The organism is Streptomyces sp. NPDC042002, assembly GCF_055588305.1.
On the sequence record NZ_JBVJCT010000002.1, the window covers coordinates 202068 to 218027 of the forward strand.

The following is a 15960-nucleotide window of genomic DNA, read 5'->3' on the forward strand; positions in this document are numbered from 1 at the left end:
GCGTGGAGAGGGGCGGAAAGGGGGAAAGGGGAGGGCGGCGAGGGTGCACGGACCCCGGGGTCCACCGGGCCCCCCCCCCCTCCCCCCCCCCCCCCCCCCCCCCCCCCCCCCCCCCTCGGCCGTCTCACGGGCGGCAATCTCGACCGGCGGTGTGCGCCGATTCACAGCATGCTGGTGGGAGACGCGATCATGTCGTCCACATTGGGGAAGGCGAAGCTCCATGGACGCATCAGAGCAGGCACCGGATGACCGGCCCCTCGACCTGTACCTCGAAATGCTCCGCCTGCGTATGGCTCCGGCGGACTACGCGCTCTTGCTGCGCATGGTCGAGCCCGTACTCGAAGCGATCAGGGAGGAGAGGGCGGGAGCGATCGAACTGTGCCTGGACGGCGCGGAACCCGACAGCGTCCCGCAGGAGGTCCGTGACGAGGCGTCCCTCGTGGTCGCCGTAGCCGTCACGGGACGACTGGACAACCGGATCGTCGAGCTGGAGACCGAGGAGATCGGTGTCGTCCGGGTCGTCACGGATTCGGGCACCGCCGAAGATCCCGAGCGGTGCAAGGAGATCGCCGAGTTCATCGGGGAGCGCCACCGTCAGGACGAGGAACTGCGCGGAATCGCCGAGGTCAGCGGTCTGCCCACCGACGTGTGACACCCCTCGGAGCGCTCCGGTCTGCCCCGCACAGCCGGGGACCGGCCGGGCCGGAGCGTCGTGGACGCGAGCCCCCGCGAGCTGCCGTGCCCCGCCGCGGGCCGGCCGCACCCGGCGTACCCCTCTCGTTCGCCCGTCTGTGGGCGATCATGGTCATGGGACCGGAAAACATGACGTAGAGTTGAGTTCAACGACGCGGGGTGGAGCAGCTCGGTAGCTCGCTGGGCTCATAACCCAGAGGTCGCAGGTTCAAATCCTGTCCCCGCTACTCGAAGATCGAGGGGCCGACATCACGATGTCGGCCCCTCGGTCGTTTTTGTGCGGTGAGTGCCTGTCGGGCCCCGTGAGCCGAGTGAGCGTCCCGGTCCGCCCACCGGGCAGCGGCTGAGCGCACGGTGCCGACACAATCATCCGATGACGAAGATCCACAGTGCCGCCGAGCGTGTTCTGGCCGCCGCCCGCTCCCGCGTTCGCCAAGGGTTCGTACTGATCGCCGTCGACGGCATGGGCGGTTCGGGCAAGTCGACCCTGGCGTCGTCCGTGGCCGGCTCGGGGAGGCCGCGGTCGTGCACGGCGACGACTTCTACCGTCCGATGGACGTGGACGAACGCGCCGGACTGACGCCCGCCGAGGGCTACGACCGCTACTTCGACTGGCAACGGCTGCGCGACGACGTCCTCACCCCGCTCACCTGCGGCCGCGACGCGCTGTACCGGCGCTACGACTGGTCGACCGGGGCTCTGGCGGTGGACGGGGTATGTGCCGTGGCCCGAGACCGCATCGTCCTCGTCGAGGGTGTCTACACCGCTCGGCCCGAACTCGCCGGCCACTACGACCTGGTCGTCTACGTCGACACCCCGCCCGACGAATCCATGCGCCGGCTCCGCGCCCGCGGTGACGACCACGGCCCCGTCGACCGGGAGGCCCGTTGGCGCCTGGCCGAGGAGCACTACCTGACCACGACCCGCCCCTGGGAAAGGGCAGATCTTGTGGTCCCCGGACACTGACACCGGCCGGGCTTCGAGCGATGCCCTCGTCAGGGGCCCGGCGTGCTGTCTGCCGGCTCCGGGTCCAGGCCTCAGGCGAGGGCCGAGCCCGGCCGGTGGTGTGACCAGGCGCTGCCGGGACGGGCCTGCCCGCCCGTGGCGCGGATGTGGGGGAGACGGAGCCGGGGGAGCAGGCCGGTCCGCAGCGGATCGGTGTCGGCGAGGCCGAGCCGGTCGGCGATGGTCAGAGCCCGCGCCCACGCTCCGTGGGCGGCGCGGGGAGCGGAGCAGGCGTGATGGATGTCGCCGAGGCAGACGAGGCTCGCGGCCTCGCTGTGGAACTCGCCGGTCCGGTGGAACAGGGCGACGGCCCGCTGGTAGCAGTCGACGGCCTGGGCGTACTGGGCGAGATGGTGGTGGATGTAGCCGAGGCTGTCCCAGGTGTGCGCCTGCCCGTTGAGATCACCCGTCTCCTCGGCCAGGACCAGTGCCTGCCGGCAGTGGACAAGTGCCTTCTGCTGATAGCCGAGTTGAGCGTGCAGCCACCCGATGTGGTTGAGGGCGGCGGACTGCCCGGCCCGGTCGTCGGCCGCCCGGTAGTGCGTGAGGCTGTGGTGGGCGTGCGCGAGGGCCTGCTGGTGGAGCTGCTGCGCGGCGCTCATCCGGGCCAGGTGCTGATGGGTACGGGCCTGTCCGGCGTGGTGGCCGAGCGCGCCGAACAGCTGGAGGGCGAGCAGGTAGTGGGTGCGGGCCTCGTCGCGCCGGGTCAGCCGGTCGTGCGCCAGGCCGAGTCCGCGGTGCGCGTCCGCCTGGCCCGCCGTGTCGCCCTGCCGTCGGGCGGCGTCCAGTGCGGCGGTCTGCACGTCGGCCAGCGTCCGCGAGTGTCCGTGCCGGTCGAGGAAGGTGGTGAGGGCCGAGGCGAGTCTCGAGGTGTGCGCGTCGAAGCCCTCTGCCGCGGCCCGGTGCACGACGGCCAGGAGTACCGGGAGCTCGCCGCTGAACCATTCCTGGGCCTGCTGATGATCCGTCAATTCCAGTGGCTGAGAACCTGGTTGGGGGTTCGGAAGCGGCACCGGGCGGGGCTGCGGGGTCAGCAGTACGTCCGCCCGGTGGGCCGTGTGCGCATAGTGGTCCAGCATCCGGAGCGTGGCGTCGTGCCGGACGGCCTCACTGTCGTGCGTGGCGACCAGTTCGGCGGCGTAGGCGCGCAGCAGGTCGTGGAAGGAGTACCGGCGTGCGGCGGTCTCGGTCAGCAGGTGCCCGCGCACCAGTTCCGTGAGCAGCGGACGTATCTCGGCCGGTCGCGCACCGGCCAGCGCGGCGGCCGCCGAGAGTCCCGTGTCGGGTCCGGGGTGCAGCCCGATGAGCCGGAACACCCGGGCGGCCTCGGGGCGCAGCGCGTGGTACGACCAGGAGAACACGGCCCGTATCTGGCTGGCCGGCTCCCCGCCGTCGAGGGCGTCGAGCCGGCTGTCGGCCAGCCGCAGTTCCTGGGCGAGCCGGGCGAGCGGCAGCCGGGGATCGGCGGCGGCCCGCGCGGCCACGACGGCGAGCGCGAGGGGCAGTCCGGCGCACCGGTCGACGATCTCCCGTACGGCCGACGGCTCGGCCTCGGTGCGGTCGGCGCCCAGCCGGGTGGTCAGCAGGTCCATTGCCTCGTCGGTGGTGAGCAGTCCCAGGGGGAGGAGGTGGGCGCCCTCGGCGGCGGCCAGTCCCGTGAGCAGGTTGCGGCTGGTCACGAGCGCCATGCAGCCGGGTGAGCCGGGCAGCAGGGGGCGGATCTGCTCGGCGTCCCGGGCGTTGTCGAGTACGACGAGGACGCGCCGCCCGGTGAGCAGGCTGCGGTAGAGGCCCGCCTGCGCGTCGAGGCCGACCGGAATGCGGCTCGGCGGCACGCCGAACGCGTCGAGGAAGCCGCGCACGGCTTCCGCCGGTCCCATGGCCGGTCCGCCCGGGGCGAATCCGCGCAGGTTCACGTACAACTGCCCGTCGGGGAAGGCGCCTTGTGCGGTGCGCGCCCAGTGCACGGCCAGCGCCGTCTTGCCCACGCCCGCGGTACCGGACACGGCGCAGATCACCACGGCCCTCGGTGGTCCGGCCGCCGCCGCGAGGAGTCCGTCGAGGTGTGCGAGTTCGTCCTGGCGGCCGGTGAAGCCTCGTACGCCCATGGGCAGTTGGGACGGCAACTCGCCCAGCCCGGCTGTCGCGGTGGGCGGTGACGGAGGTGCCGACGGCGCGGGGGGCGACGGGGTGAAGGACAGCGCGATGGTGGTGTCGTCCGCCGCGCTGGTGGCCGTCGGCCATGCCGGGGGAGGGGTGAGGCTGCCGCGCAGGATGGCCTGATGGACGTCCTGGAGGCCGGACGAGGGGTCGGACCCGAGCTCCTCGGTCAGCCGTCGGCGCAGAGCGGCGTAACAGTCGAGGGCCTCCGCGCCGCGTCCCGCCGCGTGCAGCGCGCGCATCAGGACCTCGCTGAGCGGTTCCACCAGCGGATACTCGCCGAGCAGATCGCCGAGCGGGCCGATCACGGTCACCGGGTCACCGGCCCGCAGCGTCAGCCGGGCCCATCCGACGGCGGCGTCCACATGCTGCCGTCGCCATGCCTCACGCACCCGTGCCGCCCACTGGCCGCTCAGCCCGGCGAGCGGTTCACCGTGCCAGAGCCCGAGGGCCTCCCGCAGCAGGGACGCCCGGCCGTGGTCGGACCGTCCCACCTCCCGGGCCCGGCCGACGAGATGCCGGAAGCGCAGGATGTCCACCTGGTCCGGGCCCGCCTCCAGAACGTATCCGCCGGAGCGCCGCACCAGCCTGAACCGTACGTCGTCCACCTCGCCGAGTTGCTCGCAGAGCCGGCGGATCCGGGCGATGTGCGCGTGCAGGGCCCGCCGCGCGCCGTCCGGGGGTTCCGTGCCCCAGACCCTTGTGATCAGTACGTCGGTGGCCACGGGCAGCGCGGTGTCGACGGCCAGTGCCGCCAGCACGGCACGTCGTTGCGGCGGACCCACTTCCCTCGCGTGTCCGTGCTCCGCGAATTCCACCGGGCCCAGCAGCCGTAATTCCACCACGATGTCCGCACCCCCGTGCAGATCGCCCTTCACCGTCGCGCATCCGCAAGTCTGGGCGACAAGCTATCGACAACGTTGCGACCCACGCTCGGAGGCCACGCTGGTGGCGCGGCGGAATCGCATATGCCCGCGACCGCCGCGGTGCGGGAAAGGCGCGTTCAGGAGCGAAGTGCCGCGCGGAAAGCGGGAGTTGGGCCCAGACCTATGGTGCACGGACCCCGATCCCACGGTACCGCGGGCTGGCACGTCGGACGGACCGCTCCGGGCATGACCGGCCCGGGGCGGCCGGGTGCGCGTGTCGCACGGATGGCTGCCGCCGGACCGCACACGGGGAAGTGATCGGGGGAGTGTGACGAGGCGATGGACACGCACGAGAGGCAACGCGCGGAGACAGCCGGCACGCGGGGTTCGGACAGGTATCCGGCACGGCATGCTGACCGGCCGGCGGAGCCGGTCGCCGTGCCGTCCGCGGACACCGGCGGCCGGAGCGTACTGGAGGGCGCCTTCGCGTTGCTGGGAGCGCTGGAGCGGGCTCAGGTCGCGGGTCTGACCCGGCTCGCGGCGGACTGCGGTCTGCCCAAGACCACCGCCTACCGGCTGCTGGAACAACTGGTGGACCTGGGAGCGGTGGAGCGGTGCGCAGGCGGATACCGGATGGGGCCGAGGCTGTTCCGGCTCGGCCAGCGGTGGCAGCCGCATCCCGGGCTCAGGGCGGCCACCTGGGAGTCGGCCCGCCGCCTGGCACGGGTGACCGGTGCGATGGTCGGGGTCAACGTGCTGCGGGAGGGGCAGACGCTGGTCCTGGACTGGACCGCGGGCGCCCCCGACGCCGTACGTGATCAGCTGCGCCTCGACGTGGTGTGGCCGTGGTTCACCGCGGCGGGCAAGGTTCTGGTCGCCGGGGCGCAGTCCCGGTTGCCGCTGGGCCCGCAGCCGGCCACCTGGCAGCGGGAGGCGGCCGTGATCCGGGAGGAGGGTGTCGCCTTCGACCGGGAGGAGTTGGTGACGGGTGTGTGCTGTGTGGCCGTGCCGCTGAAGGGACCGGGCGGAGCCACGGTGGCGGCGCTGTCCGTCGTCACCGATGCGGGACAGCGGCTGGACCGCCTCGCCGATGCGGTTCAGCGGGCGGGAAGGACGATCAGCGCGGGGCTGCGGGGCCGCTGAGGTGAAGGCCCGGGCTCTCGGGTCACACCGAAGAGGCACAAAAAAGCACCGCCTCCGGTAGACCGGAGGCGGTGCCTGTGGAGCGCCGGGCAGGCCTTGCACCTGCATTTCCCCGCAGGAAGCGGGGCGTCTTTCCTTGGACCACCAACGCCGGGCTCGGCACCGAGTGATCGGTGCGGGCTCAAGATCGAGCATATCAGCTTTCCAGGGGGTCCCGCGCCGGCCTCGCCGGGCCGAAACGCACAGGTGAAAGGGAGTGCCTCACGCGCGACACGGGGGATTCGAGGGAGCCTCCCCCAGCGGGCCGTGGGCGCGTCCCGGTGGTGCTTGCGGTGGTGGCGGGCGGCGCGGCAGGGTGCGGGGTGTGCCTACTCTGCTGATCGTGCATCACACGCCCTCGCCCAACTGCCAGGCCATGTTCGAAGCCGTGGTCTCCGGCGCGACGGCGCCCGAGATCGAGGGCGTCCGGGTGGTGAGGCGGGCCGCGCTGGAGGCGACCGCCTCGGATGTGCTCGCCGCCGACGGCTATGTGCTCGGCACCCCGGCGAACCTCGGCTACATGGCGGGCGCGCTGAAGCATTTCTTCGACCAGGTCTACTACCCGTGCCTGGACACGACGGCCGCGCGCCCCTTCGGCTACTACGTGCACGGCGGAAACGACGTCACCGGGGCGGTGCGCGGCGTCGAGGCGATCACGACGGGCCTCGGCTGGCGCCGCGCGGCCGAGGCCGTGAAGGTGACCGGCGAGCCGGGCAAGGCCGACATCGAGGCGTGCTGGGAGCTCGGAGCGACCCTCGCCGCCCAACTGATGGACTGATCCGGGTGTGTCGCGACAGCCGTGCCGCGGACGCCGTGACGCGGTCCCGCTAGCCGCCGGAGTTCGAGGCGTTCGGCGCGAACGTGCGGGCGAGGTGGGCCGTCAGTCGCGCCGCCGTCGGCGGGGAGAGCCGGGCGCCGATGTACCCGTCCGGGCGGACCAGGAAGGCCGTCACCCCGTCGGCGACCGCGTAGAGACGGGCGAACTCGCCGAGCGCGTCGACGTACGCCGGTGGGCCGGAGGTGTCCGTGGAGGTACCGGCGGGCCGGATCACACAGGTGTCGACGCGTCCCCCGGAGAACTCGTCGGCCGCGTCGGCGAGTTGCCCGTCATGCCCGCCGTCTCCGTACAGCAGCAGCACGTGCCCGCGGTCGCGCAGGAGGTCGTACAGGCGCAGGGGAAAGGCGGCGATGTGCGCGGAGAGTCCACCGCAGTCGGGTGCCCGGTCGCCCGGCTGGGGTCCCGGTCCCTCGGACGCGGGGTCCACGAGCGGGCTGCCGCGGTAGCCGACGAGGAGTTGGGCCTCGCGCAGCATCATGGTCCGCGGGTCGATCCGGTCGGCCTGAACGCCCTGGGCGGCGTGCCGGACCGTGCGCTCGACGACTTCCTCACCGACCGGCCGCCGCTCGGCGTCGTAACTCGCCGCCAGGTCGCGGTGCGCGCCGCCCCCGATGGACAGGGCGAGTTTCCAGGCCAGGTTCCAGGCGTCCTGGACACCGGTGTTCATGCCCTGGGCGCCGGTCGGGGGGTGGATGTGCGCGGCGTCCCCGGCGACGAACACGCGGCCGTCGCCGTACCGGTCGACGATCCGGTGGCTGATGCGGAACACCGAGGACCAGCGCAGGGCCGAGGCGGTCGTGGGCTGCGGGGACAGCCGGTCCAGCACGGCCTGGAGGTCGGAGAGCGCGGGCGCGTGTCCGCTCTCCAGGCCGTGGACGACACCGTCGGCCGGATCGGCCGGGCCGTCCCGCCGCCCCGCCGTGGAGAGTTCGGGCGGGACCATCATCGACATCCGGTACCGTCCCCGGCCCGGAAGCGGGATGCACACCAGCAGGTCGTCCACCTCACCGTCGGCGTCCCGGTGCATGGCGCGGACGCCGTACCCCGGAGGCAGGTCCCAGTCCACCTCGACGTCGCCGAGCATGTACTCCTCCGGGAACGCGCTGCCCTCGAAGGTGAGGCCCAACTGCTTGCGCACCACGCTGTGCGCACCGTCGCAGCCCACCAAGTAGCGTGCCCTGACCTCCTCCTGAGCCCCGGACGCCGACCGCAGCGCGACCGTCACGCCGTCGGAGTCCTGACTGAACGAGACCAGTTCCGTGCCCCGTTCGACGCCGGTGCCGAACCGCGCGAGGAACCCGTCGAGGATGCGCTCGGTCTCGTACTGAGGCAACGCGGCGAAGCCGTACGGCACTTCGGGCGGCAGGACGAGGTCGATCCGGGCCTGTTCGACGCCGTTGACGTAGGCCAGCTGCCCGTACATCGGTACCGCCGCCTCCAGGGCCGTGCGAGCGAGTCCCATGTGGTCCCAGATCTCCAGCGTGCGCGGCTGGATGCCCACCGCCTTCGCGTACGGGAGCCGTGCCGCGAGCCGGTCGACGATCCGGCAGCGCACCCCGCGTCTGCGCAGCTCCGCGGCGGCGGTGAGGCCCACCGGACCCGCGCCCGCGACCACCACGTCGGTTCCGAAGGTGCGCGCCACGGGAGCCTCCCTGCGTACGCCCCCTGCGCCGAGTCGATCTCCTCCCATCGTGGCCCCGTGCCGAGCGGCCCCGCTACTCGAGCACGGGCACGAGTGGCCCGCACGCGACCGGGCGCGACGGCACACCGGATGCGAACAGGGCAGGTGGAAGCCACGATGGTCGAGACGGGCGGGGCACCTGGTCTCACCCCTGTACCGCCCCCACGGGAGGCGCGCAGTGGCAGGCACCGAACCGGGCGGACGAACGGGCAGCATCTTCTTCGCGTTCGCGCCGTGGATCGTCTTCGATGTCGTGGCGAGCCCCAGCACCTGGAAGTACGCGGCGCTGGCCGCTCTGCTGGCGTCGGTCGTGCTGAACGTCGATGACATCCGCCACGGCCGGCCGAAGATCCTGGAGGTCACGGGCATCGTCTTCTTCGCCGTTCTCAGCGTGCTCGCGCTCGCCGTGGACCGGCACGAGCTCATCTGGCTGGAGACCTACGCGCAGGTCCTGGCGAACGGTGTGATCGCCGTCGTGGCCCTCGTCTCCCTCGCGTTCGATCCGTTCACGGCTCAGTACGCCCGTGAGTCGACGCCGCGCGAGTACTGGGACTCGCCCGCGTTCCGGCACGTCAACCGCGTCCTCACGGCGGTCTGGGGCGGCGTATTCGTGGTCATCGCCGTACTCGGCCTCGTCGCCGTCCACACCGAGGGTTCCTCGGACTGGCTGAACTGGGTGATCCCGGTGGCCCTCCTGGTCCTCGCCGTCCGGTTCACCGAGCGCTACCCGGACGAGTACACCGCACGGCACGGCACCGGGCGGGCCACTGTCTGAAGGCCACGGAGGCCCGGGCAGGCCACATCTCTCCTTGCCGGGTGTGAAGTTCCTTCAGCTGCGAAGTGCCTTCGGCGCCGCGCTGCTTCAGCGTTGGGCGGGAGGCGGCGATCCGTCGGCGTGGAGCCGGTGGTGGCCGTCCAGGGGACGGTGGGGGAGGTGGAGGTGGTGGGACGCGGTGCGCTCGATGACCAGGAAGGCCGCGTCGTCACCGGGTTGGTCGCCGACGTGACGTACGAGGTCGTCGTGGATCAGGCGCAGCAGGACCTCGGGGCTGGAGGCGGGAAAGGTGGCGACCCGCTCGGCCAGGGGGTAGAAGGTTCCTTCCGGGGAGCGTGCCTCGATCACGCCGTCGGTGTACAGCAGCAGGAAGTCGCCGGCCGCGAAGGTGAACGGGTCGGTGTGGTGGCTGGCGGCGGGCAGCTCGCACATGCCCAGCGGGAGCACGGAGTGCCGTGCGTGCAGGACGGTGACCTGGTGATCGCGCAGGAGCAGGGGCGGTGGGTGGCCGCAGTTGATCATCTCGACCTGCGTGCCGTCGTCCGGGATGTCGAGAACGAGCGCGGTGACGAAGTGCTCGCCCGGATCGTGTTCGGTGTCGGCCACCTCGTCCAGGTCCCGGCACACGCTCACCTCCAGGGCCGCGGTCAGTTCCGGCAGGGTGGCGTACCGGTGGGCGCCCTCACGGAAGGCGCCGAGCACCACCGAGGCCTCGCCGATGGCGGCCAGCCCCTTGCCCCGTACGTCGCCGATGATGACGCGGGTGGACGAGTCGGCGGCGCGGGTGACCGCGAACAGGTCGCCGCCGATCTGGGTGTCGTCCTCGGCGGCCAGATACAGCCAGGCCACGCGCAGCGGGCCGATCCGGCGCGGCGGGGGCCGCAGCAGAACCAGCTGCGCGGTCTCGGCGACCGAGCGCGCCCGCACCAGCTCCCGGGCCCGCCGCTCCCGTACATGGCACACGAACACCACCAGCGCGGAGAGCACCACCAGGGCGATCAGCTGCGCGATGTGATTGGTGGTGCCGAGTCCGCCGTGCAGGATGCCGATGACCACCTGGGCGGCCACGGCCAGCAATCCCACCAGGGCCGTCAGGGCGGGGCCCGCGAGCGAGGCGGTGAGGGTCGGCGCGATGACGAGCAGCGGGCCCAGGTGGACGTCGGTGGGGGAGCGGATGTCCACCACGGTGATCACGACGATCAGCGCGAGCGGGATCGCCACCAGACCGCGGCCCGACGGTTGCTCCACGAGACGGTCCACTGACATGCGCCGGTTACCCACACGCCCCATTTTGTACCTGTTTCTGTGGCGGTGGGCTTCCGCGCGACGTCCACCGTCGACGAGTCCGACGCCGGCGTTGGTCCCCGGGTGACCCCGAGCGGCTTCGGGCCAGGTCCGTCAGTCCGCGATGCCGGGCCCGCGACGGGCGGGCGTCAGTTCCACAGCGGGTAGCTGACCGTGTGCGCGTATCCCTCCGGCCGGTCGTGGGGGTACACCAGCGTCATCTGCGAGTAGTGCTGCAGTTGCGGCTTCTTCTTCCACTGCTGCGGGTGGTCCAGCAGGACGACGACCGGGTACGCGTGGAACTTGCCCGCCGCGCAGTACGGCTTGCAGTCGTTGACCATGTTGACGCCCTCGGCGACCGCGGAGTCCTGGTTCCAGTGCGACCAGTGGAGGGACACGAGACGGCTGTTGCCGTCGCCGCAGGCCAGGATGAAGTTGGCGGGGCGCACATCCGGGTGCCAGAGGCAGTCCACGAGTACGGGGGTCGCCTGCCGCTGCTTCGCGGCGTGCGAGGCCGCGGGGGCGGCGGACGCGGTCCCCATCACTGCTGCGAGCGACGCGGCCGCGCAGACGGTGATCGCGGTCCGGATTGGGTTTCTGCGCATATCAGCTCCGTGCGGGACGCTCTGTCATGTGGCCGTCAGCGTTGCGGCTCTGTCTCGACGCTACGGCTTTGATGTGTGATGTTCCACTCGTACGGATTAACGACACCATTTCGTGAGAAGTACCCAACATCGGAACGCGCCGGCACACGCAGGTCAGCCCGGTATTCCGCCCGGTCTCCCGCGTGCCACCGCTCTAGAATTCGTCCGTGATGCATAGATCCGGGCCGCAGCGTGGGCGCAGGCCGGGAAGCCAGGACACCCGGGCCGCGATCCTGGACGTCGCGCGGCGCCGCTTCCTGGAGCACGGCTATCACGCGGTGACCCTGCGGTCCGTCGCCGGTGAGGCCGGGGTCGATCTCGCGCTGATCAGCTACTACTTCGGGTCCAAGAAGGGGCTGTTCGGCGCCGCTCTGGCGCTGGGCGCGAACCCGGCCGAAGTCCTCGCGAGAGTCGTGGAGGAAGGGGACCCCAGCACGTTCCCCGAACGCGTCGTCCGCCAGGTCGTCGCGGTCTGGGACGATCCCGTGACGGGCCCGCCCCTGCTCGCGATGCTGAAGTCCGCGATCGACGACGACTCTCTCGGCGGACTGGTCAAAGAGGCGCTCGAGCGCGAGATCGTGGACCGGATCGCGACCCTCGTGCCGGGACGGGAGGCCCGGCAGCGGGCCGCCTCGTTCGCCACCGTGGTCGCCGGGCTGATCGCCACCCGCTATCTGCTGCGCCTGGAACCGATCGTTTCCATGACGACCGACGAATTGGTCCGCTTCGTGAGCCCGCAGCTGCGGCAGGCACTGCGCGGCCCCGGACACCCGACGCCGAACGCCCGACCCGCGGGGCGACCTGCGCCGCGCACCTGACCGGCAGGGCGACCAGCGTCGTACTCCTGACCGATGGGCGACCTGCGCCGCACCGCTGACCGGCGGAGCGCCCGGTGCCGCACTCCTTGCTCCGCTGCCAGGGTTCCGGCACGGGTTCCGGCACGCGTATCGCGGGGCCCTGGCACACCGAAGGCCGGCGCCTCGCTCAGTGCGAGGCGCCGGCCCGGAGATCTCAGAGGTACGAGGACTGCTCCTCCGCGTCGGCCGCACGCGGCACCTCGTCGGCGTCGGCGGGCACCTCCGGCCGCGGAGCCGAACGCAGCAGCACGGTGACGGCGACGGCGGCGAGTACGGCGGCCGCGGCGGCGCCCAGGAGAGCGAGGTGCATACCGTCGATGAAGGCGCTCGTCGCCCGGCCGGAGACCGGGCCGCCGATGGCGTGGGCGGCGGCCAGCGAGGAGCGCGCGGCGTCCGCCACGTGGGTCGGCAGACCGGGCAGACTCAGGTGGTCGCGGTACGCGGCACTGAGCAGGCTGCCGAGGACGGCGATCCCCAGAGCGCCGCCGAGCTCACGCGCCAGGTCGTTCACGGCGGAACCGACGTTCTGCAGCGAGCGCGGCAGGGCGTCCGTGATGGACGTCGTGGCCGGTGTCATGGCCAGGCCCATCCCCGCGCCCAGCGGCACGAGACCGGTCGCGACGATCCAGTACGGGCTGGACGCGTCGAGCCGTGAGAGGACCCCCATGCCCGCCGCGACACCGGCCAGGCCCGCGACCCAGGGCCCCCGGAAGCCGAACCGGCTGACCAGCAGAGGGGCGGCACGGGAGACCGGCACCATGGTCGCGGCCATGGGCAGCATGGAGGTGGCCGCCATCAGGGCGCTGTCGCCCCGCACCAGTTGCAGGTACTGCATCATCACGAAGATGAACCCGAAGAACACGAAGAACTGAAGCATGATCGACAGGGAGCCCGCGGCGAAGTGGCGGTTGCGGAACAGCCGGGGGTCAAGCAGCGGGTTCTCGCGGCGCAGCTCGAAGAGGACGAATCCCGTCAGCACCGCCAGGCCCAGCCCGATCCCCGCGAGCGTGACCGGGTCGGCCCACCCGCGCGTCGGCGCCTCGATGACCGAGTAGACGAGCGCGACCAGGCCGACCACGGCGAGGAGGGCGCCTCCGACGTCGAGCCGCGGCTGCTTCGGTTCCGCGGACTCGGGCACGAACAGCAGCGTCCCGATCAGGGCGATCAGGGCCAGAGCGACGTTCAGCAGGAACACCGAGCGCCACGACCAGCCCTCCAGCAGGGCTCCGGTGGCGAACAGGCCCACCAGGGCGCTGGCTCCGGCGACCGCGGCCCAGACGCTGACCGCCCGCGCCCGCTGAGCACGCGGGAACGTGCTGGTGATCGTCGACAGGGTGGCCGGCATGACCAGCGCCGCGCCCACGCCGAGGACGCCCCGCAGGGCGATGAGCGTCGAGGGTTCGGTCGTCAGCGCGGCGGCGGCCGACCCGGCGCCGAAGATCGCCAGTCCCGCCAGCAGGGCCCGCCTGCGGCCGAAACGGTCACCCAGGGCGCCGGCCGGCAGCAGCAGGGACGCGAAGACGAGGCTGTAGGAGTCGATGATCCAGGACAGCTGCGTCTGCGTCGCGTGCGTCTCGCGGGCGAGATCGGGCAGCGCCACATTGAGCGAGGCCATCGCGGCGACCACCGTGCCGAGGGCGACGCAGGTGACCACCAGGATCAGATTGTGACGTGCGGCCGGTGCGGAACCGGCGGCAGGGGCGCGCGTGGAGGCCATGGTGCTCTGTCCTTCGTCCGAGCGGTCCGGGGGGATCCCGGTGCCTGGTCCCAGAGTCGGGAGTCCGCCGTACGATTTCCACGTTGATGAATTAGCAGTACGGTCCGCCGGCCGGCTCCGAGGATTGGTGTTCGTACGCCGCCCCCCGGGACCCAGCCATGCGAAGGTGCCGGTCAGCGGACCGGAGGGCCTGATACGGCGGCCCACCGGGGACGAGCGCGCCGACGCCCCCGCCCCCGGATCGGTACAACTGACCGGCACGTGTTGAATTCCTGGTCCCCCTGCTCGAAGAGTTCGGGGGAGCGCGGGCCGGACCTCGCGTTCACGGCGCGGTCCGGACGAGGGCGCCTAAGCGCCGGCGGGGCGCGCCATGAGGTCGGTGACCTGTCGGCCGACGAACTCCCATGCCGCGGCCGGAAGGCGGCCGAATGAAGCGCTCCGCAGGGTGCGCAGATCCTCTTCGACATCGCTGTGGCACACGGTGCTCTCGCTGAACACCTCGTCGTCGGCGCGGACGGCGACACGAAGACGGGTCCGCCCGCCGTCGGCGGAGTGCAGGGCGGCGGCGATGACGAGAGGCGATGGACCGCCCGGCTCGCCCGCGGCCTTGTGGTAACTGCTGGCGATCGGTGCGCGCCAGCGCAGACTCAGCAGCAGACGGCGCTTGGCCAGCACCTCGGCCAGGTCGGTCTCGGAGACGCCTTCGGGTTCCAGGATCACCGCTCGGGCGTCCAGGACGAGTGCCGCGGGCAGCAGACAACGCAGCGTGCTGCCGACGATGTTGCCGCCCACCGTGGCCGTCCGGCGTACCGCTCCGGTCCCCACGGTGGCGGCCGCCCGGCGCAGCACCTCGGGCACGCGGTCGTCGATACGGTTCAACACCACGGCCGCGCCCAGGGTTTCGTGCCCGATCGCGTTGGCCTCCGGGAGGTCGCGCAGCGACATGGCGTGGTCGGGGAAGCCGTCCCGTTGCCAGGTGGCCCACACCAGCGTGGCGCCGCCTATCGGCACCGCCCCGTCGGTCATGCACTCCTGCGCTTCGGACACGGACGTGGGCAGACGCAACAGCACGGCAGCCGACCTGCTTTCCTGGTGACTTGGCGGCGGGGTACTCGGTGTCTGGGCCAAATGACCGTCGACAGGCGCATTTTCGCCGTTGAGGCGGGGGCGCGTACAGGGCACACTTCTTCAACTGGTGCGCCCCGCTGGCCGGATGCGTTCACGATGAGGGCTTTGCCGGGGCCCGTGCCTGCTGTCGGCAGTCACCGAGCGACAGTCGCCCGCCACCTCCCCTTCCCGCGCGACGCCTTGCTTCGTGCCGCTGTCAACTGCCTTGGTGGCGGCCGGAGTAGGCCGCCCATCGCCCCTCGTGCCGGACCACGGTGATACGGCGTCCGAAGCAGTCCGTCATCCAGGAATCGGTCAGCGTGTCCTCGACCGGACCGCGTGCGAGGACGCGTCCCTCGCGGAGGAGCAGGGTGTGGCTGACGGCCGGGGACAGCTCCTCCAGGTGGTGGGTGACCGTCACGGTGGCCAGTTCCGGGCGGCTCTCGGCCAGCCGCTGCATGGCCTCGACCAGGTCCTCGCGGGAGGGCAGGTCCAGGGCGTTGAACGGCTCGTCGAGCAGCAGCAGGGCCGGCTCGGCCATCAGCGCCCTGGCGATCAGGACGCGGGCCCGCTGCCCGCCCGAACAGACCCCGTACGGCCGGTCGGCCAGCTCCTTGATATCCAGTTCGGCGAGCAGTTCGTGACCGCGCCGGCGCACCTCGTCGTCGTACTTCCGCCACAGCGGTTGCACGGTGCCGGTATGGCCCGTCAGGACGACGGTGTGGGCGTCGATGTCCCGCGGCACGCGCAGGGCCGTGCTCACATGGCCGATGCGGGCACGCAGTTCGCGCACGTCGACCCGGCCGAGCCGGGCTCCGAGCACCTCGACGCTCCCGGTCGTGGGGTGCATCAGCGCGCCCAGCAGGCGCAGGAGGGTCGTCTTGCCCCCGCCGTTGGCTCCGAGCAGGGCCCAGTGCTCACCGGCCCGGACCGTCCAGTCGATCTCCGAGAGGATCGCCTGGCCGCTCGTGTGGCGGTGGACGTGCACATCGCGGAGCGCGACGACCGCCTCCCGGTCACGCATGTCCTCCTCGGCCCGCACCTCGGCCATGTCAGGGCTCCCCTCGATCGTCGGCACACCCAGCACGTCAGGTGTGGCAGGCATCTTGCTGCCCGTGCGTCCGCTTCGTGGACGGCGGCACGGGCTCTTG

General features: G+C 72.0%; 14 protein-coding genes and 1 tRNA gene. 8 read left to right on the forward strand and 7 right to left on the reverse strand.

The annotated features are described in order from the left end of the window. Positions 1–220: 220 nt before the first annotated feature. The 4 genes from ACZ6KY_RS03655 to ACZ6KY_RS03670 all read left to right on the forward strand — a co-directional run bounded on the left by ACZ6KY_RS03655 (position 221) and on the right by ACZ6KY_RS03670 (position 1659). The gene (locus tag ACZ6KY_RS03655; protein WP_469308663.1) at positions 221–652 is read left to right on the forward strand and encodes a hypothetical protein; all 432 of its coding nucleotides are present in this window, start codon (positions 221–223) and stop codon (positions 650–652) included. Positions 653–846: 194 nt separating this feature from the next. Beyond that, positions 847–920 (forward strand) — tRNA-Met (locus ACZ6KY_RS03660). 146 nt (positions 921–1066) lie between these two features. Next, a complete protein-coding gene (locus ACZ6KY_RS03665; RefSeq protein ID WP_469308664.1) occupies positions 1067–1273 on the forward strand; it encodes a hypothetical protein in 207 nt (68 codons plus the stop codon). Next, positions 1219–1659 carry a uridine kinase family protein gene (locus ACZ6KY_RS03670; protein ID WP_469308665.1) on the forward strand — a complete coding sequence of 147 codons (441 nt, stop codon included), beginning with the start codon at positions 1219–1221 and terminating at the stop codon, positions 1657–1659. The genes ACZ6KY_RS03665 and ACZ6KY_RS03670 overlap by 55 nt, the downstream gene beginning before the upstream one ends. Before the next feature lie 71 nt (positions 1660–1730). Here ACZ6KY_RS03670 and ACZ6KY_RS03675 read toward each other — a convergent pair whose 3' ends face one another. Then, entirely contained in the window at positions 1731–4736 is a 3006-nt protein-coding gene (locus ACZ6KY_RS03675) for an AfsR/SARP family transcriptional regulator (RefSeq protein WP_469308666.1), read from the reverse strand. Positions 4737–5063: 327 nt separating this feature from the next. Between ACZ6KY_RS03675 and ACZ6KY_RS03680 the strand changes: the two genes are divergently transcribed. Both ACZ6KY_RS03680 and ACZ6KY_RS03685 read left to right on the forward strand, forming a co-directional pair. Then, positions 5064–5867, forward strand: a complete 804-nt coding sequence (locus ACZ6KY_RS03680) for an IclR family transcriptional regulator (RefSeq protein WP_469308667.1) — start codon at positions 5064–5066, stop codon at positions 5865–5867. Positions 5868–6231: 364 nt separating this feature from the next. After that, positions 6232–6684 carry a flavodoxin family protein gene (locus ACZ6KY_RS03685; RefSeq protein WP_469308668.1) on the forward strand — a complete coding sequence of 151 codons (453 nt, stop codon included), beginning with the start codon at positions 6232–6234 and terminating at the stop codon, positions 6682–6684. A gap of 49 nt (positions 6685–6733) precedes the next feature. Here the strand turns inward: ACZ6KY_RS03685 and ACZ6KY_RS03690 are convergent, their stop codons facing one another. Beyond that, positions 6734–8386 carry an FAD-dependent monooxygenase gene (locus ACZ6KY_RS03690; protein WP_469308669.1) on the reverse strand — a complete coding sequence of 551 codons (1653 nt, stop codon included), beginning with the start codon at positions 8384–8386 and terminating at the stop codon, positions 6734–6736. A 217-nt stretch (positions 8387–8603) separates the two neighbouring features. On the opposite strand from ACZ6KY_RS03690, the gene ACZ6KY_RS03695 reads away from it, so the two are divergent. After that, a complete protein-coding gene (locus ACZ6KY_RS03695; RefSeq protein ID WP_469308670.1) occupies positions 8604–9200 on the forward strand; it encodes a DUF3159 domain-containing protein in 597 nt (198 codons plus the stop codon). A gap of 87 nt (positions 9201–9287) precedes the next feature. Here the strand turns inward: ACZ6KY_RS03695 and ACZ6KY_RS03700 are convergent, their stop codons facing one another. Then, positions 9288–10466, reverse strand: a complete 1179-nt coding sequence (locus ACZ6KY_RS03700) for a PP2C family protein-serine/threonine phosphatase (protein WP_469308671.1) — start codon at positions 10464–10466, stop codon at positions 9288–9290. Between the two features lie 167 nt (positions 10467–10633). Next, positions 10634–11089 (reverse strand): hypothetical protein, encoded by a 456-nt coding sequence (locus tag ACZ6KY_RS03705; RefSeq protein ID WP_469308672.1) that lies wholly within the window; start codon positions 11087–11089, stop codon positions 10634–10636. Between the two features lie 209 nt (positions 11090–11298). On the opposite strand from ACZ6KY_RS03705, the gene ACZ6KY_RS03710 reads away from it, so the two are divergent. After that, positions 11299–11946, forward strand: a complete 648-nt coding sequence (locus ACZ6KY_RS03710) for a TetR/AcrR family transcriptional regulator (RefSeq protein ID WP_469308967.1) — start codon at positions 11299–11301, stop codon at positions 11944–11946. A 193-nt stretch (positions 11947–12139) separates the two neighbouring features. Here the strand turns inward: ACZ6KY_RS03710 and ACZ6KY_RS03715 are convergent, their stop codons facing one another. The 3 genes from ACZ6KY_RS03715 to ACZ6KY_RS03725 form a co-directional block, all read right to left on the reverse strand. Continuing rightward, entirely contained in the window at positions 12140–13702 is a 1563-nt protein-coding gene (locus ACZ6KY_RS03715; protein ID WP_469308673.1) for an MFS transporter, read from the reverse strand. A 348-nt stretch (positions 13703–14050) separates the two neighbouring features. After that, a complete protein-coding gene (locus ACZ6KY_RS03720; protein ID WP_469308674.1) occupies positions 14051–14773 on the reverse strand; it encodes an FAD binding domain-containing protein in 723 nt (240 codons plus the stop codon). Positions 14774–15026: 253 nt separating this feature from the next. Beyond that, entirely contained in the window at positions 15027–15860 is an 834-nt protein-coding gene (locus ACZ6KY_RS03725; protein ID WP_469308968.1) for an ABC transporter ATP-binding protein, read from the reverse strand. Between the last annotated feature and the right edge of the window lie 100 nt (positions 15861–15960).